We start from the raw sequence: 25,053 nt of genomic DNA, 5'->3' as shown, positions 1-25,053 counted from the left end.
TTACCGCGCGTTTCGGCGGGCTTTTTGCTGGGCATTGTCGGCCATCAAACCTTATTGGCTATTTCTGGGGATATATGAAAATCAAAATGATAGCGAGCCTGATCGGCGCGGGACTGGCGCTGTACGGGCCGGCTGCGGCCGCGCAGGAACAGGCGGAAAACAATAAAGGCAGCGTGGCGTTCAGCCCGCTTAACGTCTCGGCCGCCGACGGCGGCAAGAGCAGCGAAAAAGAGGCGTTGGCGAAGCCTGGCGCATTCAGCTCGCGCGACGAAAACAAAAATCTGGAGTCGGTAGACAGCATTCTGCGCAGCATGCCGGGCACCTATACCCAGATCGACCCCAGTCAGGGGGCGGTCAGCGTCAATATTCGCGGCCTGAGCGGCTTTGGTCGGGTCAACACCATGGTCGATGGCATTACCCAAAACTATTACGGTACTTCCACGTCTGGCGTGATATCGCACGGTTCGACCAATAACCAGGCGGGCGTTTTGATTGACCCCAATTTCATCGTCGGCGTGGACGTGGCGCGCGGTGAGAACAGCGGCGGCAGCGGCGTAAACGCGTTGGCGGGCAGCGCCAACTTCCGCACTATCGGTGTTGATGATGTGATCTTTTCCGGCAATCCTTTCGGCGTGAGAACCAAATTCTCGGTCGGCAGCAACGGCATTGGCCGCAGCGGCATGATCGCCGTCGCCGGTAAGGGACAGGCGTTTACCGATACCGGCAGCATTGGCGCGATGGCCGCGGTCAGTGGGAGCTCTATTTATTCGAACTTCAACAATGGCGACGGTATCAGCAGCGAAGATTTTGGGTACGATGAATTTATGAAGCAAAATCCCAAGTCACAGCTGTTCAAACTGGATATCAAGCCTAACGAGTTCAATAGCATTGAGTTTTCCGCCAGGAACTACCAAAACCGCTTTTCTCGGCGCGATATCGATAGTCATGACCTCTACCTCAAATATCACTATGCGCCGTTTTCGGAGCTGGTGGATTTAAACTTCACCGTCAGCACCAGTAAAGGCAATCAGAAATACGACGGCGGTTCGCTATTCACCTTCTTTAACACCAATGCAAAAAACCGCTCCGATGCGCTGGATATCAACAACACCAGCCGATTCAGCCTGCTGGATACTGATGTAGCCTTCAGTTATGGCGGCAAGCTGATGCGCAACCAATACCGCAAACATGTTGAATCGGCGATAGAGAATGCGCAGACGGCGCAGGAGGCGATAGAAAATAACACCTTCGCGCCATCCGGCGAGCAGCGAATCGGCAGTTTATATACCGGCCTGCAGCTTAACCGGGATATTTATCAACTCGATCTCAATCTGAACTACACCAGCAACAAGCTGACCGGCTACAAGCCTGAATGCGATTATCGCGTGGAATGCTTCCCGCAAGGGGCCGCGAACATCAATTTGAAAGAGCAAGGGTTCAATCCTTCGGTAATGCTATCGGCGCAGGTGACGCCGTGGTTGCAGCCATTCGTCAGCTACAGCAAATCGATGCGTGCGCCGAACATTCAAGAAGTGTTCTATTCCAACTCGGGTGGCGCATCGATGAACCCGTTCCTCAAGGGGGAACGGGCGGAAACCTGGCAGGCCGGCTTCAATGCCAACGGACACGATCTGTTGGTGAAGGAAGATTCATTGCGCCTTAAGGTCGTGGGCTATACCAGTAAGGTACGTAATTACATCTTCAGCGAGTCCTACATGGTATGCCGCAATGGGCGGAAATGCAGTTATCGCGAAAATCTGGAAAACGATTGGGCCGATGCGAGCGAAGATTACTCGGACAACATGTATATCTACGTCAACTCTCTGACGCCGGTACGCATGCATGGTGTTGAGGTTGAAGCCAACTATGACGCCGGTCGAGCATTCGCCCGCGTCTCTTTCAGCAAGCAACACACCGAGCAGCCGACCTCCATCGCCAGCACCTATTTCGGCGCCGGGGATATCAATGAATTGCCGGACATGTATTTTACGTTGGATACCGGGGTGCGTTTCCTTGATGAATCGCTAACCGTCGGCAGCATCGTGAAATACACGGGCAAAACGCGTCGCTTGTCGCCGGATTATGAACAGAGCGAAGTGACCGGTGAAATCCTGAAGCAAGAGATGCCGAACATTCCTACCATTATTGACCTGTACAGCACTTATCAGATCAACCGCAACGTCATGCTGAAATTTAGCGTGCAAAACGTGATGAACAAGAGCTATTCCGAGGCGTTGAACAAACTGAATATGTTGCCGATCCAAGGGGATGACGCGACGGCCGCCAACACCGCCCGTGGGCGGACTTATATCTTCGGCGGGGAGGTGCGCTTCTAAACCGCAGCAGAGCAGGGCGCAGTCACTGCGCCCGTTTCGCCTGCAGCAGCCATTTGTCCAGCTCGTTGGCGAACTGCTGGCGGTCGCGCTGGTTCAGGGCGTTCGGGCCGCCGGTCTGAATGCCGCTGGCGCGCAGGGTATCCATAAAATCGCGCATGTTGAGGCGCTCGCGGATGGTGTCCGGCGTATAGCGCTCGCCGCGCGGGTTCAGCGCCACCGCCCCTTTCTCTATCACCTCCGCCGCCAGCGGGATGTCGGCGGTGATCACCAGATCGCCCGCTTCGCAGCGGCGCACGATCTCGTTATCGGCCACGTCGAAACCGGCCGCCACCTGCAGCGAACGGATGTACTTCGACGGCGGCGTGCGCAATGGCTGGTTCGCCACCAGCGTGACGGTGATGGCGGTGCGATCGGCGGCGCGGAACAGCACCTCTTTGATCACGTTCGGACAGGCGTCCGCATCGACCCAAATCTGCATCATTTCGGCTCCTGCAGCCAGTCGCGCACCGGCAGGAAATCGCGCGTCAGCGCCGCTTCCGGGCTGTCGGCCTCCGGCTGGTAGTTATATTCCCAACGCACCAACGGCGGCATCGACATCAGGATGGACTCGGTGCGCCCGCCGGTTTGCAGCCCGAACAGCGTGCCGCGATCCCACACCAGGTTGAATTCCACATAGCGGCCGCGGCGATACAGCTGGAACTGGCGCTCGCGCTCGCCCCAGGTCAAGGCCTTGCGTTTTTCGACGATCGGCAGATAGGCGTCGAGGAAGCCCTGGCCCACCGCGCGGGTGAAGGCGAAACAATGGTCGAAATCAGGGGTGTTCAGATCGTCGTAGAACAGGCCGCCGATGCCGCGCGCTTCGTTGCGGTGCTTGATGAAGAAGTAATCGTCGCACCATTGCTTGTATTTCGGGTAAACCTCGTCGCCGAACGGCGCGCACAGCTCGGCCGCGGTGCGGTGCCAGTGCACGGCATCCTCTGCGAAACCGTAGAACGGCGTCAGGTCAAAACCGCCGCCGAACCACCACACCGGCGCCTCGCCCGGTTTTTCGGCGATGAAGAAGCGCACGTTTGCGTGGCTGGTGGGTACATAGGGGCTGAGCGGGTGGATAACCAACGAGACGCCCATCGCCTGGAAGCTGCGCCCGGCCAGTTCCGGACGGTGCGCGGTCGCCGAGGCCGGCAGAGTGGCGCCGGAGACGTGCGAGAAGTTGACCCCTGCCTGTTCGAACACCGCGCCGTTGGTCAGCACGCGGCTGCGGCCGCCGCCGCCTTCTTCACGCGTCCATTGGTCTTCGGTGAACACGGCGCCGCCGTCGGCCTGGGCGAGCTGCGCGCAGATGTGATCCTGCAGCGCCAGCAGGAAGGATTTTACTTCAGCGATGTTAGGTAAACTCATGCGGGGTCTTTATAGCGTCTGGCTGAACAAGGCGCTGAGTATACTCTTATTCGCCGCCCGCGGCATCAGCGGGGTTTGCGTTGGTGTGCGTCGAAATAGTCGAAGAAGTTGATGATGCCGTCCGCGATGGCGCGGGCGATTTTCTCGCGAAACGCGGTGGTGCCCAGCAGCCGCTCTTCGTTCGGGTTGGTGATGAACGAGGTTTCCACCAGCACCGAGGGGATGGACGGGGATTTCAGCACCGCGAACGCCGCCTGTTCGGTGCTGTCGCTGTGCAGATGATGCACCGGGCGAATTTGGCCGAGCACGTGGCGGCCGAGCGTCAGGCTGTTGTTGATGGTGTCGGTTTGCACCAGATCGAACAGCACCTGCTGCAGGTAGTTGTCCTGATCCTTGTACTTGCCGCCCGCCACGTCGTCCGCGGCGTTTTCACGGTTGGACAGGTAGCGCGCCATGGCGCTGCTGGCGCCGCGGTTGGAGAGGGCGAACACCGAAGCGCCGGAGGCCGACGGGCTGGTGAAACCGTCGGCGTGAATCGAAATGAACAGATCGGCCTGGTGCTGGTGGGCGATCTCCACCCGCTGGAACAGCGGAATGAATTCGTCTTCTTCGCGCGTCAGGCGCGCCTCGACGTGATCGTGCTCATGCAGGAATCGGCGCACGTGGTTGGCGATTTCCAGCACGATGTGTTTTTCCTGCGAGCCTTCATGGCCGACCGCGCCGGAGTCGATGCCGCCGTGGCCGGGATCGATCATCACCCGCTTTTTGCCGCCGGCCGGTTTCGCCGCCGGTTTGCTGTGCTGATTGCGCAGCAGGCCTTCCGCCTTGGCGTTTTGGCTTTTCACGCCGAACAGCGCCACCGCCAGACCGGAAAGCAAAAGTTGGCGTCGCGTCGGGGAAACGGCAAGCGGTTTAAAATTGAGGAAGGGTTTACCCTGCTTTTTCATTACGCAACGCTCCGTCGACGTTTCTATTTTGCGACGTTATATCGTATTGATAATCATTAATCGACCCGATAACTATTTCCATTTATTACGCCTGTTACCGGCGATTTCCGGGCAAAATAGCGCGCTAAATCGCAGTTTGATATTGCGTAAGTGAATAATCACGCGATAATCAGATAAACACCTTAATTAACAGCGGCCAACATCGATGGAAATTCGCGTATTTCGACAAGACGACTTTGAAGAAGTCATTACCCTGTGGGAGCGCTGCGATCTGCTGCGCCCCTGGAACGATCCGGAAATGGACATCGAGCGCAAGCTGAACCACGACCCGGAGCTGTTCCTGGTGGCGGAAGTCGGCGGCGAAGTGGTCGGTTCGGTGATGGGCGGCTATGATGGGCACCGCGGCTCGGCGTATTACCTCGGGGTGCATCCCGACTATCGCGGGCGCGGCATCGCCAATGCGTTGATCAACCGTCTGGAGAAGAAGCTGATCGCCCGCGGCTGCCCGAAGATCCAGATCATGGTGCGCGAAGACAACGACACGGTGGTTGAGATGTACGAGAAGCTCGGCTACGAAATCCAGGGCATCACCAGCCTGGGCAAGCGGCTGATCGAAGATCAGGAATATTGATCGAGCGGCGGACGGCGGTATAGCCCGCCCGCCGCAGCGCATTACGGCAGCTTTTTGACGGTTTTTACGTCCACTTCCACGCTGCTCCAGTCTTTATCCACTTTCCCTTCCAACTGCACCTTGTCTTTCGGTGTGACGGTTTGGCCGTTCCAGCGCTTGCGATCGATCTCGACCGTCAGGGTGCCGGTGGCGTCGCGGAAGGTGTAGGTATCGTCGCCGATGCGCTGCTCGATGTTGCCCTGCAGCATCACCCAGGTGTCGTCGCTCAGCGATTTCACCTTGTCCACGGTGGTCAGCGCCGCGCTGGGGCCGGAGAAACCGCCCTGCGGAGCGGGTTGCGTTTGTGCCTGCGGCGCGGCCGGATCGAGGAACCCGCCTTGTTGCGCCAGTACCGGTGCGCTGCACAGCGCGATCAGAGCGGCCAGAGTCAGTTTTTTCATGTTGCGCTTCCTTATCGTTATTGAAAATCACATCCCGCTGATATCGGGTGCTTGCTAAGTGATAAGGATTAAAACACGCCGATCTTAAGAGCTTCTTAAGCCGACGCATTGAAATTCCCATCGCCGGCGCCCATCTGTAGCCATAGTTTTTATTCTGTGGCAAGGAACGAGCGTTGAAGCCATTCTCCCCCCGGTTTTCCCCGGACGATTACGATCAGCACGGCGCGCTGCGGCTGCCGCTGGGATTTTGGGCCGTGCTGATTTTGCAGGCGCGCACCTGGCTGTTGTTCGTGATGGCCGGCGCTTCACGTGAGCAGGGCGAAAGCCTGTTGGCGCTGTTTTATCCGGATACCCAACGTTTTTGGTACGGCATGCTGCTCGGCCTGCCGGCGGCGCTGGCGTTTTTGCTGAGCGGCCGTCGCCACCAATGGCCGCGGCTGTGGCGCGGCTGGCGCTGGGGGCTGGCTGTCTCGCTGCTGGCGTCGCTCGGCGGCTCGCTGTTCAGCCTGTGGCGCCAGGACGGCGATGCGCCGGGGCTGGAGCTGGCGTTGGTGTTGCTCGACGCGCTGGCGCTGAGCTATCTGCTGCTGAATGCGCGCTTGAAAGCCTGTTTCGCGCCGGCGGAGCAGGCCGACTAATTGCCGAGAAGTGCGGCACTTTTCGCATTTTCCGCACTCCAAGCTGGCAACCGTTGGCGTAGTGCGGGCCGTTGTGAGAGGCTGGCATGCAGCAAAACGCCGAGTGCGGCAGGCGCGGGCTACCGCGCCGTGCCATTGATGTCTAAGGAGCTAGAGATGAATATTCGCCCCCTGTTGTTAGGGCTTCCGTTGTTACTGACCGGCTGTTCGAGCATGTCCAATTTCTCCTGGTCCAGCCTGTCGCCGTTCAACTGGTTCGGCAGCAGCCTGGAGGTCGGCGCCAAGGGCGTCGGCAAGCTCAACGCCGGCACGCCGATGTCGGAAAGCGCCATCAATGACGGGCTGGACGGCAACTACCGCCTGCGCGGCGGCATGGCGACCAACAACGGCCAGATCGTCTCTTATTACCAGGCGTTGTCCGGCGACGAAGTGAAACTGGTGATCACCGGCGAACCGAAAGGGCGCCTGCAGCGCGTGGACGTGCTGGATCCGAAAGTGGCGACGGAGTGGGGCAACAAGCTCGGCACGCCGTTCGGCGATATGTACAGCAAGGCGTTCGGCTCCTGTAAGCCGGGCAGCGGCGAAGACGCCGGTAAAGTGGAGTGCGTGGCGGAGCAGAGCAAGTACGTCACCTACATCTTCAGCGGCAAGTGGGCCGGGGCGCAGGATATCATTCCGCCGGACGACACCCTGAAAAGCTGGACGGTCAGCAAAATCATCTGGCACGCCAAGCCGCAGCAGTAACGTGTTCAACGGGCGCCGGTTCGCGGCGCCTGCCTTTTCAAGCTATTACCCCTATTTTCTTTGCGCTGCTGCAAGGCAATCGTCCGCGCTTGCGGTATGATAGCGCGCGTTTGTAACAGGGAACCCGCGCGTCAACCGCCATACCTGTTGCCTGGTTTTGGTATTGAGGATAACAACATGACACAGGTTCAGAGCGGCATTCTGCTGGAGCACTGCCGTTTCGCCATTTTTATGGAAGCCAGCGTACAGGGCGAATTCGCCGACTTGCGCCAGGGCTGCAAGCAGTTTTGTCAGATCCTGAGCGAGCTGCAGCAGCAGTTCCCCGATGCGCGCCTCGGCGCGGTGATCGCTTTCGGTTACGACGTTTGGCACGATCTCTCCAGCGGCCAGGGCGCGAAAGAGTTGAAGCCGTTCACGCCGCTCGGCAAAGGGCTGGCGCCGGCCACCCAGCGCGATATGCTGATCCACATCCAGTCGCTGCGCCACGACGTCAACTTCACGCTGGCGCAGGCGGCGCTGGCGGCGTTCGGCAATGTCATCAAGATCGAAGAAGAAACCCACGGCTTCCGCTGGGTGGAAGAGCGCGATCTGAGCGGCTTCATCGACGGCACCGAAAACCCGCAGGGCGACCAGCGCCCGGCAGTGGCGACGATCGCCGAAGGCGAAGAGGACGCCGGCGGCAGCTATGTGCTGGTGCAACGCTACGAGCACAACCTGCGCCAGTGGCAGCGCTTTACCACCGAACAGCAGGAGCAGATCATCGGCCGCACCAAGCACGACAGCGAAGAGCTGCCGGCCGATCAGCGCCCGGATACCTCGCACGTCAGCCGCGTCGATCTGAAAGAGAACGGCAAGGGCCTGAAAATTTTGCGCCAGAGCCTGCCTTACGGCACCGCCAGCGGCAAGCACGGCCTGTTCTTCATCGCCTATTGTGCGCGCCTGCACAATATCGAGCAGCAGCTGCTGAGCATGTTCGGCGATCTGGACGGCAAACGCGACGCGATGTTGCGCTTCAGCCGTGCGGTGACCGGCAGCTACTACTTTGCGCCATCGCTGACGCGCCTGCTGTCACTTTGACGCCGTCGCCGAAGCCGGCGCGTCCGGCTTCGGTCTGTTTTCCCTTCCCAAAACGCCTCGCATTCCCTGCCTTATAGCGTTTGATGCTTGTAAATCACTAAACGGTATATAAAAGCGTTACAGCTCCGCACCGAGTTATAAATACACTGGTCGTCAATAAGGCGAAAGCCTGAAGGAATGACTCAGTGATAAGGTGCAGAATGAAACAAAACCGGGTTAAAAATCTCGTGCTGAAAGGTTGGCTGGCGGCTGCGCTGTTGGCGAGCGGCGCCGCGTCGGCGGCGGAATTGCTGAACAGCTCTTATGACGTTTCCCGTGAATTGTTCGTCGCGCTGAATCCCGGCTTTGAACAGCAGTGGAATCAACAGCATCCGAACGACAAGCTGACCATCAAACAATCGCACGCCGGTTCGTCGAAGCAGGCGCTGGCGATCCTGCAGGGCCTGCGCGCCGACGTGGTGACCTACAACCAGGTCACAGACGTGCAGATCCTGCACGATCGCGGGCAGCTGATCCCGGCAGACTGGCAGGCGCGCCTGCCGAACAACAGCTCGCCGTTCTATTCCACCATGGCGTTTTTGGTGCGCAAGGACAACCCGAAGGGCATCCACACCTGGAACGATTTGGTGCGTGACGACGTGAAGCTGGTGTTCCCGAACCCGAAAACCTCCGGCAACGGCCGTTATACCTATCTGGCCGCCTGGGGCGCCGCCAGCCAGGCTGACGGCAACGATGCGGCCAAGACCCGCGCCTTCATGACCCGCTTCCTGAAAAACGTGCTGGTGTTCGATACCGGTGGCCGCGGCGCGACCACCACCTTCGTCGAGCGCGGTTTGGGCGACGTGCTGATCAGCTTCGAGTCCGAAGTGAACAACATCCGCAAGCAATACGGTGAAGACAAGTACGAAGTGATCGTGCCGCCGGTCGATATTCTGGCGGAGTTCCCGGTGGCCTGGGTCGACAAAAACGTAGAGCGCAACGGCACCGAGCAGGCGGCCAAAGCCTATCTGAACTACCTCTACAGCCCGGCGGCGCAGCAGGTGATCACCAGCTTCTACTACCGCGTCTATGACCAGAAAGCGATGGCGGCGGCGAAGGGGCAGTTCCCGGACACCCAACTGTTCCGGGTGGAAGACCAGTTCGGCGGTTGGCCGCAGGTGATGAAAACTCACTTCGCCACCGGCGGCGAGTTGGATCAGCTGCTAGCGGCAGGGCGCAAGTAAATGTTGGCGTTGTCGTCCAGTAAACGGGTGCTGCCCGGATTTGGCCTCAGCCTCGGCAGCAGCCTGTTTTATACCTGTTTGATCCTGCTGCTGCCGCTCAGTGCGCTGGTGATGCAGCTGGCGCAGATGAGCCTGGCGCAATATTGGGAAGTGATTTCCAACCCGCAGGTGGTGGCGGCGTACAAAGTGACGCTGCTGGCCGCCGGCGTCGCCAGCCTGTTCAACGCGGTGTTCGGCATGCTGATGGCCTGGATCCTGACGCGCTACCGTTTTCCCGGCCGTTCGCTGCTGGACGGCCTGATCGATCTGCCGTTCGCGCTGCCGACGGCGGTGGCCGGCCTGACGCTGGCTGGTCTGTTTTCCTCCACGGGCTGGTACGGTCAGTGGCTGGCGCACTTTGACATTAAGGTCACCTTCACCTGGCTTGGGATTGCGGTGGCGATGGCGTTCACCAGCCTGCCGTTTGTGGTGCGCACCGTGCAGCCGGTTTTGGAAGAGCTGGGGCCGGAATACGAAGAGGCGGCCGAGACGCTGGGCGCCACGCGTTGGCAGAGCTTTCGCCGCGTGGTGTTGCCTGAGGTGGCGCCGGCGCTGCTGGCCGGCACCGCCATTTCCTTTACCCGCAGCCTGGGCGAGTTTGGCGCGGTGATTTTCATCGCCGGCAATATCGCCTGGAAGACGGAAGTGACCTCGCTGATGATTTTTGTGCGTTTGCAGGAGTTCGATTACCCGGCGGCCAGCGCCATCGCCTCGGTGATCCTGGCGGCGTCGCTGCTGCTGCTGTTCAGCATTAACGTCTTGCAAAGCCGCTTCGGCAGACGTTTGGGAGGAGGGCACTGATGGCTGATGTTTCCGCCTTCAACGGCGCCGAGCGCCCGCGCGTCAACTGGGGCAAGTGGACGTTGATCGCCATCGGCGCGCTGTTTTCGGTGCTGCTGCTGGTGGTGCCGATGATGTCGATTTTCGCCGAGGCCTTCTCCAAAGGGGTTGGCGCGATGTGGAGCAACTTGCTCGATCCGGACATGCTGCACGCCATCTGGCTGACGGTCTTGATCGCGCTGATCACCGTGCCGTTCAACCTGGTGTTCGGCACGTTGCTGGCGTGGCTGGTGACGCGTTTCACCTTCCCCGGCCGCCAGTTGCTGCTGACGCTGATCGATATCCCGTTCGCCGTCTCACCGGTGGTGGCGGGGCTGATTTATCTGCTGTTTTACGGCAGCAACGGCCTGCTGGGCGGCTGGCTGGATGCGCATAACATCCAGATCATGTTCTCCTGGCCGGGCATGGTGCTGGTGACCATCTTCGTCACCTGTCCTTTCGTGGTGCGCGAGCTGGTGCCGATGATGCTCAGCCAGGGCAGCCAGGAAGACGAGGCCGCCATTCTGCTGGGGGCGTCCGGTTGGCAGATGTTCCGCCGCGTGACGCTGCCCAACATTCGCTGGGCGCTGCTGTACGGCGTGGTGCTGACCAACGCGCGCGCCATCGGCGAGTTCGGCGCGGTGTCGGTGGTGTCCGGTTCGATTCGCGGCGAAACCTACAGCCTGCCGCTGCAGGTTGAGCTGTTGCAGCAGGATTACAACACCGTCGGGGCCTTTACCGCCGCCGCCCTGTTGACCCTGATGGCGATCGTTACCCTATTTTTGAAGAGCGCGCTGCAGTGGCGTCTGGAACGTCAAAACGCGCGTCTCGAGCGGGAGGAAAATCATGAGCATTGAGATTAACGGCATCAACAAGTACTTCGGTCGCACCAAGGTATTGAACGATATCTCGCTCGATATTGCTTCCGGCGAGATGGTGGCGCTGCTCGGGCCATCCGGCTCCGGCAAGACCACGCTGCTGCGCATCATCGCCGGGCTGGAAAGCCAGAGCGGCGGCAAGCTGGGCTTCCACGGCACCGATGTCAGCCACATGCACGCGCGCGACAGGCGTGTGGGCTTCGTATTTCAGCACTATGCGCTGTTCCGCCATATGACGGTGTTCGACAATATCGCCTTCGGCCTGACCGTGCTGCCGCGCCGCGAGCGGCCGAACGCCGCGGCGATCAAACAGAAAGTCACTCAGCTGCTGGACATGGTGCAGCTGGGCCACCTGGCTACCCGCTACCCGTCGCAGCTGTCCGGCGGCCAGAAACAGCGCGTGGCGCTGGCGCGCGCCCTGGCGGTGGAACCGCAGATTCTGCTGCTGGATGAACCGTTCGGCGCGCTGGATGCGCAGGTGCGCAAAGAGCTGCGCCGCTGGCTGCGTCAGCTGCATGAAGAGCTGAAATTCACCAGCGTTTTCGTCACCCACGATCAGGAAGAGGCGATGGAAGTGGCTGACCGCATCGTGGTGATGAGCCAGGGCAATATCGAACAGGTTGGCTCGCCGGAGGAGATTATGCGCGAGCCGGCCAGCCGCTTCGTGCTGGAGTTTATGGGGGAAGTGAACCGTCTGAACGGCGAAATTCGTGGCTCCCAGCTGTTCGTCGGCGCGCACCAGTGGCCGCTGTCGTTCCAGCCGATGCACCAGGGCAGCGTCGATCTGTTCCTGCGCCCGTGGGAAATGGAAGTGGCGACCGAGAGCAGCGAGCGCTGCCCACTGCCGGTTCAGGTGTTGGAAGTCAGCCCGCGCGGCCATTTCTGGCAGTTGACGGTGCAGCCGATCGGCTGGCACCAGGAACCGATCGGCGTGGTGCTGCCGGAAGGCAACGCTACGCCGGTGCGCGGCGGCCGTTATTACGTCGGCAGCCTCAATGCGCGGCTGTATGCTGGCGATCAACTGCTGCAACCTGTTGCGTTAGCCAAAAGCGCCTGATAGGTTTTAGCAGTCCTTTTCTTCAAGGCAACCCCGGGGTTGCCTTTTTACTTTACGCACACCAACACACAGGCAAAGATCGTGACAACGCTCGAACAATGCATCGGGAATACCCCGCTGGTACAACTGCAACGGCTGGCCGCCCAGGCGGGCAGCGAGGTATGGGTCAAACTGGAAGGCAATAACCCGGCGGGATCGGTGAAGGATCGCGCCGCGTTGGCGATGATCCAGCAGGCGGAGCTGCGCGGTGAGATCAAGCCCGGCGACGTGCTGATCGAGGCTACCAGCGGCAACACCGGCATTGCACTGGCGATGATCGCTGCATTGAAAGGTTATGCGCTGAAGCTGCTGATGCCGGAGAACATGAGCCTGGAGCGGCAGGCGGCGATGCGCGCCTACGGTGCGGAACTGATCCTGGTCAGCCGTGAGCAGGGGATGGAAGGGGCGCGCGATCTGGCGCTGGAGATGCAGCGCCAGGGGCAGGGCAAAGTGCTGGATCAGTTTAACAATTTCGACAATCCCTATGCCCACTTCACCACCACCGGCCCGGAGATCTGGCGCCAGACCGAAGGGCGCATCACGCACTTCGTTTCCAGCATGGGCACCACCGGCACCATTACCGGCGTGGGCGGTTACCTGAAGAGCCAGAATCCGCAGGTGCAGATCATTGGCCTGCAGCCGGCGGAAGGCAGCAGCATCCCCGGCATTCGCCGTTGGGCGCCCGCTTACCTGCCGGGTATTTTCCGCCCGGAGCTGGTGGATCAGGTGTTGGATATCGAGCAGCGCGATGCCGAGCAGACCATGCGCCAGCTGGCGCAGCGTGAAGGCATTTTCTGCGGCGTCAGCTCCGGCGGTGCGGTGGCCGGCGCCCTGCGCGTTGCGGCGGCTAATCCCGGCAGCGTGGTGGTGGCGATCGTCTGCGATCGCGGCGACCGTTACCTCTCCACCGGCGTGTTCGACTGACCGTTCCTTCCCGGCGGCGCGTCCCGCCGGGAAACGCCTTCTCACCTCCCTGTTACAGACTGCCTGTCCGGCCCGCCGACGCGGCGGCTATCGCCTGCTCGCGCGCCAATCCCCTGACTGAAGTAGAGAAATCGCGCGACAGCGGCCACACTAACGGTGGCGAGACGCCAAGAGCGATGTGTAAGGATTGAGTAAAACCGGCTGCGGGCCGGCGGAATTGGCGGGAAAATAACGAAAATCGGTGAAGGAGCAAGGCATGAAAATTTTACTGGTCGACGATGACCTGGAGCTTGGCACCATGCTGAGCGAATACCTGACGGGCGAAGGCTTCGACGCCACGCTGGTGCTGACCGGCAAGGCGGGGGTAGAGGGCGCGCTGTCGGGCGACTATACCGCGATGATCCTCGACATCATGCTGCCGGATATGAGCGGCATCGACGTGCTGCGCGACGTGCGTAAAAAGAGCCGGCTGCCGATCATCATGCTGACCGCCAAAGGCGACAACATCGATCGGGTGATTGGCCTGGAGATGGGGGCCGACGATTACATGCCCAAGCCATGCTATCCGCGCGAATTGGTGGCGCGTCTGCGCGCGGTGCTGCGCCGTTTCGAAGAGCGGCCGCAAGAGGCGGAGGACGAGGCCGCCATCAGCTTCGGCGAGCTGACGCTGAACCCTTCTACCCGCAGCAGCGAATGGCGCGGTAAGGCGTTTGATCTGACGGCTTCGGAATTCAATCTGCTGGAGCTGTTGCTGCGCGCGCCGGACCGCGTGGTGTCGAAGGACGAACTGTCCGAGAAAGGACTGGGGCGCCCGCGCGAGGCCTATGATCGCAGCGTGGACGTGCATATCAGCAATATCCGCCAGAAGTTGAGCGCGCTGGCCGGCAGTAAGCTGAGCATCGAGACGGTGCGCAGCATCGGCTATCGCATACGGTAACCAGACATGCGCGGAAGACTGTTCTGGAAAATTTTGCTCGGCTTTTGGCTGACCTTTCTCATCATGACGCAGGCCTTGTGGGTGGCGTTTTCTCTTTATGGCGACCGCTATGTGCCGCCGGAGAATTCCATGGCGCGGCGGGCGATAGGCCTGCAGCTGACCTCCGCCGCCACCCAGTTGCGCAGTGGCGGCATGCCGGCGCTGGAAGCCCTGATGCGCGACTGGCCGGAGGACGATCGGCGTCTGCTGTCCGTTACGCCGATGACCCAACCGCCGCCTGAGCCGGAAGAACCGGTGTTTGAAGGGCGACGGATGCCGAAAGCGATTTCCGCCTGGGTGCAGACCGAAGAAGGGCAGGGTTACTGGCTGAGTTATAACGTGCGCGGGCTGCGGGAAGAGTATCGGCCGGAGCGGCGTTCCCACTTCTTCAACATTCCTGCGCCGATGCTGTGGGTCGGCGGGCTGGGCGGTTTGCTGTTCAGCGCCGTGCTGGCCTGGAACCTGACCCGGCCGATGCGCCAGCTGCGCGGCGGCCTGGATCGGGTGGCGCAGGGCGATCTGTCGGTGCGGCTGTACCCGAATATGCGGCGGCGTCATGACGAACTATCTGACGTGGCGCGCGATTTCGATACCATGGCCGAGCGGCTGGAGCTGCTGGTCAGCGCCCGCGAGCAGCTGTTGCACGATGTCTCGCACGAACTGCGTTCACCGTTGGCGCGCCTGCAGTTGGCCATCGGTCTGGCGCGGCAGAATGCCGGCAACGTCGAAACCTCGCTGAAGCGCATCGAACATGAGTCGGGGCGGTTGGACAAAATGATCGGCGAGCTGCTGGCTCTGTCGCGTACCGAACACAGCAGCCTGCCGGACGAAGAGTATTTCGATCTGTACGGCCTGGTGGACGCGGTGGTGAGCGATGCGCGCTACGAGGCGCAGGTGCCCGGCGTGGATATCGTGCTGCAGGCCGAATCGGACGTGGAGTACACCGTCAAGGGCAATGCGGAGCTGATGCGGCGTGCGGTGGATAACGTCGTGCGTAATGCGTTGCGCTTCTCCAGCCACGGCCAGCGGGTGACGGTGGCGCTGTCGCGCGTCGACAATCAGTTTCAGATCGCCGTCAGCGATCAGGGGCCGGGCGTCGAGGAGTCGAAGCTGTCGAGCATCTTCGATCCTTTCGTACGCGTGAAATCGGCGCTGTCGGGCAAGGGCTACGGCCTTGGGCTGGCGATTACCCGCAAGGTGGTGCTGGCGCACGGCGGCCAGGTTGAGGCTCGCAACGGCGACAAAGAGGGGCTGATCATCACTCTGCGCGTGCCGCGCTGGTCGTCATGACGCAGCGAGATGGGGATACCCCGAAGGGATAAAAAAACGGCGCCAAGGGCGCCGTTTTTTACTGCTCATTCGCGATAACTTCGATTACTTCTTGATGCGGATGATCGGGGTTTCGCCAACGGTTACGCTGCCGGACAGTTTGATCAGCTCTTTGATCTCGTCCATGTTGGAGATAACGACCGGCGTCAGGGTCGACTTGGCTTTCTCTTCCAGCAGAGGCAGGTTGAACTCGATAACGACGTCGCCTTTCTTGACGCGCTGGCCTTCTTCGGCGATGCGTTTGAAGCCTTCGCCTTTCAGTTCTACGGTATCGATGCCGAAGTGGACGAACAGCTCAATGCCGCTGTCGGATTCGATAGAGAATGCATGGTTGGTTTCGAAAATCTTACCGATGGTGCCGTCAACCGGAGCAACCATTTTGTTGCCGGCCGGTTTGATGGCGATACCGTCGCCAACGATTTTTTCAGCGAACACTACGTCCGGCACATCTTCGATATTGACGATTTCGCCAGAAAGGGGAGCGACGATCTCGATAGTGCCCGTGTCTTTCTTGTCATCAGAAACCAGAGATTTCAGTTTATCGAACAAACCCATGATCTTCTCCTAAGCATTAAATTGGGCGGCGTTCCAGTGTCGTGGAAGTTTAGCAGAGCGTTTTTTCTTCGATGAATTTATTGACGCAATTCATCAGGTCTTGTGCCGTTGGCTGTGCCAAGGCCTGCGCTGCCAACGCCTTCACATCTTCGAAATTCGTGTTACGAATAATTTTCTTGATGCGCGGGATTGAAATCGCACTCATGCTGAACTCATCCAGCCCCATGCCCAATAACAACAGTGTAGCACGCTCATCACCAGCCAGTTCGCCGCACATGCCGGTCCACTTGCCTTCCGCGTGAGATGCATCAATAACCTGTTTGATCAGGCCAAGCACTGATGGGGACATCGGGTTATAGAGATGAGAAATCAGCTCGTTGCCGCGATCTACCGCCAGAGTATACTGGGTTAGATCGTTTGTCCCAATACTAAAGAAGTCGACTTCTTTCGCCAGGTGGTGAGCAATGACCGCCGCGGCCGGTGTTTCCACCATCACGCCCACTTCGATGCTCTCGTCAAACGCCTTGCCTTCTTCGCGCAGCTGCGCCTTCAGCGTCTCGATTTCGCCTTTCAGATCGCGCACTTCTTCCACGGAGATGATCATCGGGAACATGATGCGCAGTTTGCCGAACGCCGAGGCACGCAGGATGGCGCGCAGCTGGGCGTGCAGGATTTCACGGCGGTCCATCGCGATGCGGATGGCGCGCCAGCCGAGGAACGGGTTCTCTTCCTTCGGCAGGTTCATGTACGGCAGGTCTTTGTCGCCGCCGATGTCCATGGTGCGGACGATCACCGCCTGCGAGCCCATGGCTTCCGCCACGGCTTTATAAGCCTGGAACTGCTCGTCTTCGGTCGGCAGCGAGTCGCGGTCCATGAACAGGAACTCGGTACGATACAGGCCGACGCCTTCCGCGCCGTTGCGCTCTGCACCTGCGACGTCGCGCACGGTGCCGATGTTGGCGCAGACTTCAACCTGATGGCCGTCCAGCGTAATCGCCGGCAGGTCCTTCAGCTTGGCCAGATCGTTTTTCTCGGTGATGTATTGGTTCTGGGCGGCTTTCAGCTGATCGATAACGTCAGCGGTCGGGTTAACGTAAATTTTGTTGTTAACCGCGTCCAGAATCAGGTAGTCGTCGTTTTTCACCTGCTTGGTCACGTCGCTGGTACCGACGATCGCCGGCAGCTCCAGGGAGCGCGCCATGATGGAGGTGTGGGAGGTACGGCCGCCGAGGTCGGTGATGAAGCCCAGCACTTTGTCCAGGTTCAGCTGCGCGGTCTCGGACGGGGTCAGATCGGTGGCCACCAGGATCACTTCGTCCTGAATGGAGCCCAGATCGACGATCGGCATGCCCAAGATGTTCTGCAGCAGGCGCTTACCGATGTCGCGCACGTCGGCGGCGCGTTCTTTCAGGTATTCGTCGTCCAGCTCTTCCAGCGCTTTCGCCTGACCTTCGATCACGGTGTAGGCGGCGGCGTCTGCGGAGGCCAGATCGTCTTTGATTAGGGCTATGATTTCCTGCTCAAGCTCTTCGTCTTCCAGCAACATGATGTGGCCTTCGAAGATAGCTTCCTTCTCTTCGCCGAAGGTTTCGCCAGCTTTGGTCTTGATCGCTTCCAGCTGTTCGGACGCTTTCGCGCGGCCGGCCAGAAAACGCGAGACTTCCTGCTCTACTTGATCAGCAGAGATTTTCTTCCGGTTGATGACGATGTCGTCTTCTTTCAGCAAGAGAGCCTTACCAAAAGCGATGCCCGGTGATACTAAAATGCCTGAAATCATAACCCTACCTTACTCTTGACTGGTGTTAACTAAAAAGACGGGCCGATTACTCAAGCTCTGCCATCAGTTTTACCAAGTGCTCAACGGCTTTCTGCTCGTCTTCACCTTCAGCGGAGATGGTCACTACGGTCCCTTGAGTCAGCCCCAGAGTTTGCAGTTTGAACAGGCTTTTAGCGCTGGCGCTTTTGCCGTTGGAGGTCACGGTGATGTCAGACGTGAAGCCTTTGGCTTCTTTAACGAACTGAGCGGCAGGGCGAGTATGCAGACCATTCGGAGCGGTAATAGTAACTTCTTGCTGGAACATTGATGTTTCCCCAACTTATTGGATTAATGTTGTGGAGTTAAAGTTTAGCCCAGGGGGCTGACTTTAACTTGTCTGGTTATAGCGCCTGACTATGGACAGGGGCGAACGTTGATGCAACAGAAAACGACGCGTTAGGCACTTCAGATCAAAAAACTCGGCTTTAGACGTCGTTCCAATCCGCTCCCCATTATGCCCGATTCGCCGCGTCGGCGACAGATGAGTAAATCGATTCAGCCTCGACCGGGCTCGGAGAGTGATTAATTTTGCGCATCGAAATAATGCACCGTTAAATACTAAAGGCGACGGGCAAAAGCAATCTTGGACTGCTATAAAGTTTGATCCAGTCCACAAAAAAGCACCCTGCAGGGTGCTTTTTTAGCGATTTGTGCAGTGGCGGAATTACTGCTGCAATTCCTGCTCGGTGAACAGATCGGCGAACAGCGCGGTGCTGAGATAACGTTCGCCGGAAGAGGGCAGGATGACCACGATAGTCTTGTCGGCGAACGCCGGTTCTTCGGCCAGTTTCACCGCCGCCGCGACCGCTGCGCCGGAGGAGATGCCCGCCAGGATGCCTTCTTCGTCCATCAGGCGGCGCGCCATGCTGATGGCTTCGTCGTTGGAGACTTTCTCGACGCGATCCACCAGATCCAGATCGAGGTTGCCCGGAATGAAGCCGGCGCCGATGCCCTGGATCTTGTGCGGGCCCGGCTTCAGCTCTTCACCGGCCAGCGCCTGGCTGATGACCGGCGAGTCGGTCGGCTCTACCGCCACGGTGGTGATGGCTTTGCCTTTGGTGTTTTTGATGTAGCGGCTAACGCCGGTCAGCGTGCCGCCGGTGCCGACGCCGGAGATGAACACGTCGACTTCCCCGTCGGTGTCTTCCCAGATTTCCGGGCCGGTGGTTTTTTCATGGATGGCCGGGTTGGCCGGGTTGCTGAACTGTTGCAGGATCAGGTAACGGTTCGGATCGGTGGCGACGATCTCTTCCGCCTTGGCGATGGCGCCCTTCATGCCTTTCGCCCCTTCGGTCAGCACCAGGTTGGCGCCCAGCGCCTTGAGCAGCTTGCGGCGCTCGATGCTCATGGTTTCCGGCATGGTCAGCGTCAGCTTGTAACCGCGCGCGGCGGCGACGAAGGCCAGCGCGATGCCGGTGTTGCCGCTGGTCGGCTCCACCAGTTCTTTACCGGCGGTCAGCACGCCGCGTTGTTCCGCATCCCAAATCATATTGGCACCGATGCGGCATTTGACGCTGAAGCTCGGGTTGCGTGATTCAACCTTGGCCAGAATGCGTCCGTTGCCGATACGGTTCAGACGAACCAGCGGCGTATGGCCGATTGTTAATGAGTTGTCTTCATATATCTTGCTCATAGCCCGTCCTTTAACTCTATGAAAATGTGGGGAACATCGAAAGCATACGCTAACAGTACCGGCAGGGAAGTAAAGAATTGGTATATCTATATGTTATTAGGAAATAAGTTTTAAGCACAATGATAAGGGCGCGAAATGCGCGCCCTGTCGAAAATTTCCGCGCTATCGGCGGCAAAAAACGGCGGTTATCGGACGAATTGCGAGCGGTAGCGATCGACCCACATCGCGGTGGCGCCGCAGACGGCGACCGGCAGGATCACCAGATTGAGGATCGGGATCATGGTGAACAGGCTGACCAGCGCGCCGAACTGCAGGTTGTCGGTTTTGTGCTGGCGCAGTGCGCGGCGCATGTCGGCAAAGCTCACCTTGTGGTTGTCGAACGGATAGTCGCAATACTGGATCGCCAGCATCCAGGCGCTGAACAGGAACCACAGCACCGGCGCCACCGTTTGACCGATGCCGGGCACGAAGTACAGCGCCAGCAGCAGCAGCGCGCGCGGCAGGTAATACATCAGCTTGCGCCATTCGCGCGCCATGATGCGCGGCAGATCTTTGGCGATGCCGAGCAGGCCGGTGTCCGGCAGCGGTTTGCCGGTCAGGCTGCCTTCGAGCTGTTCCGCCAGCAGGCCGCAGAACGGCGCGGCAATAAGATTGGTGATGGTGCTGAACAGATAGCTGAACACCAGCAGCACCGAAATGACCGCCAGCGGCCACAGCAGGTAGCTCAACCATTGCAGCCAGTCGGGAACGTGGCTCATCATCGCCGGGATCCAGTCGCCGAGGCGGCTGAACAGCCACCAGAAAGCGGAACCCATCAGCAGCACGTTGACCAGCAACGGCAGAACCACATAGCGTTTAATCCCCGGGCGTGAAATCAGACGCCAGCCTTCGGCGAAATAGTGAATGCCGCTGGTCGATCGGGGAGAGGGCTGCGTATAGGACATATCTTAAGTTATCTCGTTGTCTGAACAGGCATCATTATCATATAGGGATGATTTTCCACTGGCTAGGGTAGGGTTGGCTGAAAAACCAGCAGAAAAAGGCAGTATAATCATCTTTATTGGCATAAAGTTCAGCACGGACTTGCACTTGTGTGCGCGGGCAAATAGAGTTAAAGAGTGAATGTTTGCCGCGGTGGCAATGTATTGGAACAACAGAGATAGCAATGATGCAGGATTTGCGTCTGATATTAATCGTTGTTGGCGCGATCGCCATAATAGCGCTGTTATTGCACGGTCTGTGGACCAGTCGCAAAGAACGGTCAGCGCTCTTCCGCGATCGCCCAGCCAAACGTTCCCAAAAGGAACGTGAACAAACTCCGATCGACGATCTCGAAGAAGGCGTCGGTGAGGTGCGCGTACGCGCCGCTCACCCGCAAGACGAGCCGTCATTCGGCCATTTCGATGCCGCACGCGAAGAACCCGTGGCCGCGCCGAAGCCCGCTCCGGCGGCTGCGCCTGCGCCCCGCGCCGTTCAGCCGACTGCTCATCAGACGCCGCCTCCGCTGTCTCAGCGGCCGGAGTACGATGACATCCTGCTGAACAACTACGCGCCGGACGAAGAACCGGCCGAACCGCAGCAACCGCAACCGGCCGCGCGCCGTGAGCCGCGCGTCGACGATCTGCCGCATGAACATGAGGCGCCGCAGGGGGCTGAACCGGCATTCCACGCCGAGCCGGCCCCTGTGCAGCCCGCGCCGGAAGTGAAGCCGGCGCAGGAGCCTGCGCCACAGCCACAACAGCCGGCGGCTGCGCCAATTCAGGCCAAGCTGAAAGAGACCGTGCTGGTGCTGCACGTCGCGGCCCATCAGGGCGGCGTAATCGGCGGCGAAGTGCTGCTGCAGAGCGTGTTGCAGGCGGGCTTCCAGTTTGGCGAGATGGGCATCTTCCACCGCCATATCAGCCCGGCCGGCAGCGGCCCGGTGCTGTTCAGCCTGGCGAACATGGTCAAGCCGGGGTCGTTCGATCCTGACATGATGTCCGACTTCTCCACACCGGGCGTGTCGATGTTCATGATGGTGCCGTCTTACGGCGACGCCAATCAGAACTTCAAGCTGATGCTGCAGTCGGCACAGCGCATCGCCGACGACGTGGGCGGCGTGGTGCTGGACGACGAGCGTCGCATGATGACGCCGCAGAAGCTGGAAACCTACAAAGCGCGTATCCGTGAAGTGTTGGAAAACAACGCCTGACCGGATTGCCGCGCGCACTGAACATCCGTAACAACAAAGCCCCCGCTAGCCGGGGGTTTTTTATCTTTGATGGTGAGCCATGGAATCGATAATCCAACAAATCAATCAACTACGAGCCACACTGCGCCATCATGAATACCAGTATCATGTGCTGGATGCGCCGGAAGTGCCGGATGCGGAATATGACCGCCTGATGCGCGAGCTGCGCGAGCTGGAGAGCGCGCATCCGGAGCTGATCACCGCCGATTCGCCGACCCAGCGCGTGGGCGCGGCGCCGCTGGCGGCGTTCGACCAGGTGCGTCACGAAGTGCCGATGCTGTCGCTGGACAACGTGTTTGACGAAGAGAGCTTCCTGGCGTTTTACAAGCGCGTGCAGGACAGGCTCAAAAGCAGCGATCCGCTGACCTTCTGCTGCGAGCTGAAGCTGGACGGCCTGGCGGTCAGCCTGCTGTATGAAGACGGCGAGCTGGTGCGCGCGGCGACGCGCGGCGACGGCACCACCGGCGAGAACATCACCTCCAACGTGCGCACCATTCGAGCCATCCCGCTGCGCCTGACCGGCGACAACATCCCGCGCCGGCTGGAAGTGCGTGGCGAAGTGTTCATGCCGCAGGCCGGGTTTGAACAGATGAACGAAGAAGCCCGGCGCAAAGACGGCAAGGTATTCGCCAACCCGCGCAACGCCGCCGCCGGCTCGCTGCGCCAGCTCGATCCGCGCATTACCGCCAAACGCCCGCTGACCTTCTTCTGCTATGGCGTTGGCCTGCTGGAAGGCGGCGAGCTGCCGCGCAGCCACTTTGAGCGCCTGATGCAGTTCAAGGCCTGGGGCTTGCCGGTCAGCGATCGCGCCCAGCGCCGCACCGGCAGCGAGGAAGTGCTGGCGTTCTATCGCCAGGTCGAGCGGGACCGCGCACAGCTCGGTTTCGATATTGACGGCGTGGTGATCAAGATTGACGACATCGATCTGCAGGAAACGCTGGGCTTCGTGGCGCGTGCGCCGCGCTGGGCGACGGCGTTCAAATTCCCGGCGCAGGAGCAGATCACCGTGGTGCGCGAAGTGGAGTTTCAGGTTGGCCGCACCGGCGCGATTACGCCGGTGGCGCGCCTTGAGCCGGTGCTGGTGGCCGGGGTGACCGTCAGCAACGCCACCTTGCACAACGCCGATGAAATTGAGCGGTTGGGGCTGCGCATCGGCGATACGGTGATCGTGCGCCGCGCCGGCGACGTGATCCCGCAGGTGGTGGGCGTGCTGGAAGACCGCCGGCCACAGGATGCGCGCGAAGTGGTGTTCCCGCTGCACTGTCCGGTGTGCGGCTCCGACGTTGAGCGCGTGGAAGGCGAGGCCGTGGCGCGTTGCACCGGCGGTCTTATCTGCGGCGCGCAGCGCAAAGAGGCGTTGAAGCATTTCGTTTCCCGCCGCGCGCTGGACGTTGAAGGTATGGGCGACAAGATCATCGAGCAGCTGGTGGACAAGGAGTACGTGAAGAACCCGGCCGATCTGTTCCGCCTGTCCGCCGGCATTCTGACCGGCCTGGATCGCATGGGGCCGAAATCGGCGCAGAATCTGGTCAACGCGCTGGAGAAATCCAAGCAGACCACCTTCGCTCGCTTCCTGTATGCGCTCGGCATTCGCGAGGTCGGTGAAGCGACCGCCGCCAACCTGGCCGCGCATTTCGGTTCGCTGGAGAAGCTGTTCGCCGCCGACATTGAGGCGCTGAAAGAGGTGCCGGATGTCGGCGAAGTGGTGGCCAAACACACCCGCAATTTCCTCGATGAAGCGCTCAATCAGCAGGTGATCAACGAGCTGGTGGGCGCCGAGATCGGCATCCGCTGGCCGGCGCCGGTGGTGGTGGTGGCGGAAGAGATAGACAGCCCGTTCGCCGGCAAAACCGTGGTGCTGACCGGCTCGCTGAGCCAGCTGTCGCGCGACGAGGCCAAAGATCGCCTGACGGCGCTGGGCGCCAAGGTCAGCGGCAGCGTGTCGAAGAAAACCGACCTGGTGATCGCCGGCGAGGCGGCCGGCTCCAAGCTGGCGAAGGCGCAGGAGCTGGGTATCGCCGTGATCGACGAAGCGGAAATGATCCGCCTGCTGGGTGAGTGATGGAAAAAGAAAACCTGCTGGAGATCGCCAATACCGTGATGCCGTTCGGCAAGTACCAGGGGCGGGTGCTGATCGATCTGCCCGAAGAGTACCTGCTGTGGTTCGCCCGCAAGGGTGAATTCCCCAAAGGCAAGCTCGGCATGCTGATGGAGATGACGCTGGCGATTAAAATCGAAGGGCTTGACCACCTGGTCAAGCCGTTGAAGAAAAGCTGAACTGACGGGCCTCGGCCCGTCTTTTTTTTTACCCGCGCGACGCCTGCGCGTTGGCGTTGGGCACTGCCTGTTGTGCCCGCTGCTTGCGCTGATACCTTTTGGCCAGCACTGCACAGGTCATCAACTGCACCTGATGGAACACCATCAGCGGCAGCACCATGATCCCCACCGTCGCCGTCGGGAACAGGATATTGGCCATCGGAATGCCGTTCGCCAGGCTCTTCTTCGAACCGCAGAATACGATGGTGATCTCGTCCGCTTTGCTGAACCCCAGCCAGCGCGCCATGTAAGTGTTTACCACCAGCACGATAGCCAGCAGCACGATGCTGCCGCCGACGATAAACGCCAGTGAGCCCATCCCTACCTGATGCCAGATGCCGTGCGTCACCGCCTCGCTGAAGGCGGCGTACACCACCAGCAGAATCGAGGTCTGATCGGTTTTACCGATAAGCGGCCGATGGCGTTCGATCCAGCCGCCGATCAGCGGCCGCAGCAGGTGGCCGGCGACGAACGGCACCAGCAGCTGCAGCACGATCGAGCCCACCTGCCGCAGGCTGCCGGTATCGCCGTGCACATTCATCAGCAGGCCGACCAGCAGCGGCGACACGAAGATCCCCAGCAGGCTGGAAGCGGAGGCGCTGCACACCGCCGCCGCCACGTTGCCGCCCGCCAGCGAGGTGAAGGCGATGGCCGACTGCACGGTGGCCGGCAGGATGCACAGGTAGATAAAACCGGCGTACAGCTCGGGGCTGACGTCGATCGGCGCCCACCAGGCGAACAGCATGCCCAGCGCCGGAAAAATGATGAAGGTGCTGCACATCACCCACAGATGCAGCCGCCAGTTGTTGCTGCCGGCCAGGATGGCCTCGCGCGACAGCTTGGCGCCGTGCATGAAGAACAGCAGGGCGATGGCGGCGATGGTCAGGGCGTTGAGCCAGCCGACGAACTCGCCGCGCGCCGGCAGGAACGACGCCAGCAGCACGGTAGCGATCAGCGTCAGGGTAAAACGATCGGGCAGAAATCTCATGGCGGTGCGCTCAGGGTAGA

At 60.2% G+C, this 25,053-nt stretch carries 25 protein-coding genes; 15 read left to right on the top strand and 10 right to left on the bottom strand.

Translation table 11 applies throughout. From position 1 onward, the window contains the following. Positions 1-74: 74 nt before the first annotated feature. Complete coding sequence (locus tag GT753_RS13850; RefSeq protein ID WP_004936517.1) at positions 75-2,336, top strand: TonB-dependent receptor domain-containing protein; 2,262 nt, start codon at positions 75-77, stop codon at positions 2,334-2,336. 22 nt (positions 2,337-2,358) lie between these two features. Here the strand turns inward: GT753_RS13850 and GT753_RS13845 are convergent, their stop codons facing one another. From GT753_RS13845 to amiA, 3 genes are all read right to left on the bottom strand, one after another. Beyond that, positions 2,359-2,814 (bottom strand): YaiI/YqxD family protein, encoded by a 456-nt coding sequence (locus GT753_RS13845; RefSeq protein ID WP_004936514.1) that lies wholly within the window; start codon positions 2,812-2,814, stop codon positions 2,359-2,361. Beyond that, complete coding sequence (hemF, locus tag GT753_RS13840; RefSeq protein WP_015378680.1) at positions 2,814-3,734, bottom strand: oxygen-dependent coproporphyrinogen oxidase; 921 nt, start codon at positions 3,732-3,734, stop codon at positions 2,814-2,816. The genes GT753_RS13845 and hemF overlap by 1 nt, the downstream gene beginning before the upstream one ends. A gap of 65 nt (positions 3,735-3,799) precedes the next feature. After that, on the bottom strand, positions 3,800-4,681 hold the full coding sequence (amiA, locus tag GT753_RS13835; RefSeq protein ID WP_021505629.1) for an N-acetylmuramoyl-L-alanine amidase AmiA: 882 nt from the start codon (positions 4,679-4,681) through the stop codon (positions 3,800-3,802). Positions 4,682-4,886: 205 nt separating this feature from the next. Between amiA and GT753_RS13830 the strand changes: the two genes are divergently transcribed. Beyond that, the gene (locus tag GT753_RS13830) at positions 4,887-5,312 is read left to right on the top strand and encodes a GNAT family acetyltransferase (RefSeq protein ID WP_004936504.1); all 426 of its coding nucleotides are present in this window, start codon (positions 4,887-4,889) and stop codon (positions 5,310-5,312) included. Between the two features lie 41 nt (positions 5,313-5,353). Here GT753_RS13830 and GT753_RS13825 read toward each other — a convergent pair whose 3' ends face one another. Further along, the gene (locus tag GT753_RS13825) at positions 5,354-5,752 is read right to left on the bottom strand and encodes a YgiW/YdeI family stress tolerance OB fold protein (protein WP_004936500.1); all 399 of its coding nucleotides are present in this window, start codon (positions 5,750-5,752) and stop codon (positions 5,354-5,356) included. Between the two features lie 173 nt (positions 5,753-5,925). Here GT753_RS13825 and GT753_RS13820 point away from each other — a divergent pair, with 173 nt between their 5' ends. The 10 genes from GT753_RS13820 (at position 5,926) to GT753_RS13775 (ending at position 15,456) form a co-directional block, all read left to right on the top strand. Continuing rightward, a complete protein-coding gene (locus GT753_RS13820; protein WP_048324662.1) occupies positions 5,926-6,390 on the top strand; it encodes a DUF2919 domain-containing protein in 465 nt (154 codons plus the stop codon). Between the two features lie 156 nt (positions 6,391-6,546). Further along, positions 6,547-7,134 (top strand): RpoE-regulated lipoprotein, encoded by a 588-nt coding sequence (locus GT753_RS13815; RefSeq protein WP_004936494.1) that lies wholly within the window; start codon positions 6,547-6,549, stop codon positions 7,132-7,134. A 177-nt stretch (positions 7,135-7,311) separates the two neighbouring features. After that, on the top strand, positions 7,312-8,211 hold the full coding sequence (locus tag GT753_RS13810) for a Dyp-type peroxidase (RefSeq protein WP_160125678.1): 900 nt from the start codon (positions 7,312-7,314) through the stop codon (positions 8,209-8,211). Positions 8,212-8,411: 200 nt separating this feature from the next. Continuing rightward, positions 8,412-9,434 (top strand): sulfate ABC transporter substrate-binding protein, encoded by a 1,023-nt coding sequence (locus GT753_RS13805; protein WP_033632428.1) that lies wholly within the window; start codon positions 8,412-8,414, stop codon positions 9,432-9,434. After that, a complete protein-coding gene (gene cysT, locus GT753_RS13800; RefSeq protein WP_060560017.1) occupies positions 9,435-10,274 on the top strand; it encodes a sulfate/thiosulfate ABC transporter permease CysT in 840 nt (279 codons plus the stop codon). Continuing rightward, positions 10,274-11,149 carry a sulfate/thiosulfate ABC transporter permease CysW gene (gene cysW / locus GT753_RS13795; RefSeq protein ID WP_033632429.1) on the top strand — a complete coding sequence of 292 codons (876 nt, stop codon included), beginning with the start codon at positions 10,274-10,276 and terminating at the stop codon, positions 11,147-11,149. The genes cysT and cysW overlap by 1 nt, the downstream gene beginning before the upstream one ends. After that, the gene (gene cysA, locus GT753_RS13790; RefSeq protein WP_033632430.1) at positions 11,139-12,227 is read left to right on the top strand and encodes a sulfate/thiosulfate ABC transporter ATP-binding protein CysA; all 1,089 of its coding nucleotides are present in this window, start codon (positions 11,139-11,141) and stop codon (positions 12,225-12,227) included. The genes cysW and cysA overlap by 11 nt, the downstream gene beginning before the upstream one ends. 81 nt (positions 12,228-12,308) lie before the next feature. Continuing rightward, complete coding sequence (gene cysM / locus GT753_RS13785; protein ID WP_004936477.1) at positions 12,309-13,190, top strand: cysteine synthase CysM; 882 nt, start codon at positions 12,309-12,311, stop codon at positions 13,188-13,190. 256 nt (positions 13,191-13,446) lie between these two features. Beyond that, a complete protein-coding gene (locus GT753_RS13780) occupies positions 13,447-14,127 on the top strand; it encodes a response regulator transcription factor (RefSeq protein ID WP_021505622.1) in 681 nt (226 codons plus the stop codon). Positions 14,128-14,133: 6 nt separating this feature from the next. After that, positions 14,134-15,456, top strand: a complete 1,323-nt coding sequence (locus tag GT753_RS13775) for an ATP-binding protein (RefSeq protein ID WP_160125677.1) — start codon at positions 14,134-14,136, stop codon at positions 15,454-15,456. An 84-nt stretch (positions 15,457-15,540) separates the two neighbouring features. Here GT753_RS13775 and crr read toward each other — a convergent pair whose 3' ends face one another. The 5 genes from crr to cysZ all read right to left on the bottom strand — a co-directional run bounded on the left by crr (position 15,541) and on the right by cysZ (position 20,443). Continuing rightward, the gene (crr, locus tag GT753_RS13770; RefSeq protein ID WP_004936467.1) at positions 15,541-16,050 is read right to left on the bottom strand and encodes a PTS glucose transporter subunit IIA; all 510 of its coding nucleotides are present in this window, start codon (positions 16,048-16,050) and stop codon (positions 15,541-15,543) included. 49 nt (positions 16,051-16,099) lie between these two features. Beyond that, a complete protein-coding gene (ptsI, locus tag GT753_RS13765; RefSeq protein WP_015378671.1) occupies positions 16,100-17,827 on the bottom strand; it encodes a phosphoenolpyruvate-protein phosphotransferase PtsI in 1,728 nt (575 codons plus the stop codon). A gap of 46 nt (positions 17,828-17,873) precedes the next feature. Then, the gene (gene ptsH / locus GT753_RS13760) at positions 17,874-18,131 is read right to left on the bottom strand and encodes a phosphocarrier protein Hpr (RefSeq protein ID WP_004936458.1); all 258 of its coding nucleotides are present in this window, start codon (positions 18,129-18,131) and stop codon (positions 17,874-17,876) included. Positions 18,132-18,530: 399 nt separating this feature from the next. Beyond that, positions 18,531-19,499, bottom strand: a complete 969-nt coding sequence (gene cysK, locus GT753_RS13755) for a cysteine synthase A (RefSeq protein WP_004936453.1) — start codon at positions 19,497-19,499, stop codon at positions 18,531-18,533. 185 nt (positions 19,500-19,684) lie between these two features. Further along, positions 19,685-20,443 (bottom strand): sulfate transporter CysZ, encoded by a 759-nt coding sequence (gene cysZ, locus GT753_RS13750; RefSeq protein ID WP_033632432.1) that lies wholly within the window; start codon positions 20,441-20,443, stop codon positions 19,685-19,687. 221 nt (positions 20,444-20,664) lie between these two features. Between cysZ and zipA the strand changes: the two genes are divergently transcribed. The 3 genes from zipA (at position 20,665) to GT753_RS13735 (ending at position 24,006) form a co-directional block, all read left to right on the top strand. Next, positions 20,665-21,690 (top strand): cell division protein ZipA, encoded by a 1,026-nt coding sequence (gene zipA / locus GT753_RS13745; RefSeq protein WP_021505621.1) that lies wholly within the window; start codon positions 20,665-20,667, stop codon positions 21,688-21,690. A gap of 79 nt (positions 21,691-21,769) precedes the next feature. After that, positions 21,770-23,791, top strand: coding sequence for an NAD-dependent DNA ligase LigA (gene ligA / locus GT753_RS13740; protein ID WP_103086342.1), 2,022 nt, complete (start codon positions 21,770-21,772; stop codon positions 23,789-23,791). Beyond that, entirely contained in the window at positions 23,791-24,006 is a 216-nt protein-coding gene (locus GT753_RS13735; protein ID WP_004936441.1) for a DUF3820 family protein, read from the top strand. Before ligA ends, GT753_RS13735 begins: the two co-directional genes overlap by 1 nt. 28 nt (positions 24,007-24,034) lie before the next feature. On the opposite strand, the gene GT753_RS13730 is transcribed toward GT753_RS13735, so the two are convergent. Further along, positions 24,035-25,033 (bottom strand): bile acid:sodium symporter family protein, encoded by a 999-nt coding sequence (locus tag GT753_RS13730; RefSeq protein ID WP_085337354.1) that lies wholly within the window; start codon positions 25,031-25,033, stop codon positions 24,035-24,037. Positions 25,034-25,053: the final 20 nt, after the last annotated feature.

This window comes from Serratia sp. Z4 (assembly GCF_009900725.1).
In the GTDB taxonomy this organism is placed as follows: domain Bacteria; phylum Pseudomonadota; class Gammaproteobacteria; order Enterobacterales; family Enterobacteriaceae; genus Serratia; species Serratia nematodiphila.
This window is presented reverse-complemented; position numbering and strand designations above follow the sequence as displayed.

What these genes read in the sequence shown, in the direction of transcription:
- ptsI (WP_015378671.1), bottom strand. Translation starts at nt 17,827, where the DNA reads ATGATTTCAGGCATTTTAGTATCACCGGGCATCGCTTTTGGTAAGGCT.
- GT753_RS13825 (WP_004936500.1), bottom strand. Translation starts at nt 5,752, where the DNA reads ATGAAAAAACTGACTCTGGCCGCTCTGATCGCGCTGTGCAGCGCACCG.
- hemF (WP_015378680.1), bottom strand. Translation starts at nt 3,734, where the DNA reads ATGAGTTTACCTAACATCGCTGAAGTAAAATCCTTCCTGCTGGCGCTG.
- GT753_RS13805 (WP_033632428.1), top strand. Translation starts at nt 8,412, where the DNA reads ATGAAACAAAACCGGGTTAAAAATCTCGTGCTGAAAGGTTGGCTGGCG.
- GT753_RS13775 (WP_160125677.1), top strand. Translation starts at nt 14,134, where the DNA reads ATGCGCGGAAGACTGTTCTGGAAAATTTTGCTCGGCTTTTGGCTGACC.
- GT753_RS13780 (WP_021505622.1), top strand. Translation starts at nt 13,447, where the DNA reads ATGAAAATTTTACTGGTCGACGATGACCTGGAGCTTGGCACCATGCTG.
- GT753_RS13850 (WP_004936517.1), top strand. Translation starts at nt 75, where the DNA reads ATGAAAATCAAAATGATAGCGAGCCTGATCGGCGCGGGACTGGCGCTG.
- ligA (WP_103086342.1), top strand. Translation starts at nt 21,770, where the DNA reads ATGGAATCGATAATCCAACAAATCAATCAACTACGAGCCACACTGCGC.
- cysA (WP_033632430.1), top strand. Translation starts at nt 11,139, where the DNA reads ATGAGCATTGAGATTAACGGCATCAACAAGTACTTCGGTCGCACCAAG.
- GT753_RS13735 (WP_004936441.1), top strand. Translation starts at nt 23,791, where the DNA reads ATGGAAAAAGAAAACCTGCTGGAGATCGCCAATACCGTGATGCCGTTC.
- GT753_RS13730 (WP_085337354.1), bottom strand. Translation starts at nt 25,033, where the DNA reads ATGAGATTTCTGCCCGATCGTTTTACCCTGACGCTGATCGCTACCGTG.
- cysK (WP_004936453.1), bottom strand. Translation starts at nt 19,499, where the DNA reads ATGAGCAAGATATATGAAGACAACTCATTAACAATCGGCCATACGCCG.
- zipA (WP_021505621.1), top strand. Translation starts at nt 20,665, where the DNA reads ATGATGCAGGATTTGCGTCTGATATTAATCGTTGTTGGCGCGATCGCC.
- cysT (WP_060560017.1), top strand. Translation starts at nt 9,435, where the DNA reads ATGTTGGCGTTGTCGTCCAGTAAACGGGTGCTGCCCGGATTTGGCCTC.
- GT753_RS13845 (WP_004936514.1), bottom strand. Translation starts at nt 2,814, where the DNA reads ATGCAGATTTGGGTCGATGCGGACGCCTGTCCGAACGTGATCAAAGAG.
- GT753_RS13810 (WP_160125678.1), top strand. Translation starts at nt 7,312, where the DNA reads ATGACACAGGTTCAGAGCGGCATTCTGCTGGAGCACTGCCGTTTCGCC.
- ptsH (WP_004936458.1), bottom strand. Translation starts at nt 18,131, where the DNA reads ATGTTCCAGCAAGAAGTTACTATTACCGCTCCGAATGGTCTGCATACT.
- GT753_RS13830 (WP_004936504.1), top strand. Translation starts at nt 4,887, where the DNA reads ATGGAAATTCGCGTATTTCGACAAGACGACTTTGAAGAAGTCATTACC.
- cysW (WP_033632429.1), top strand. Translation starts at nt 10,274, where the DNA reads ATGGCTGATGTTTCCGCCTTCAACGGCGCCGAGCGCCCGCGCGTCAAC.
- crr (WP_004936467.1), bottom strand. Translation starts at nt 16,050, where the DNA reads ATGGGTTTGTTCGATAAACTGAAATCTCTGGTTTCTGATGACAAGAAA.
- cysZ (WP_033632432.1), bottom strand. Translation starts at nt 20,443, where the DNA reads ATGTCCTATACGCAGCCCTCTCCCCGATCGACCAGCGGCATTCACTAT.
- amiA (WP_021505629.1), bottom strand. Translation starts at nt 4,681, where the DNA reads ATGAAAAAGCAGGGTAAACCCTTCCTCAATTTTAAACCGCTTGCCGTT.
- GT753_RS13815 (WP_004936494.1), top strand. Translation starts at nt 6,547, where the DNA reads ATGAATATTCGCCCCCTGTTGTTAGGGCTTCCGTTGTTACTGACCGGC.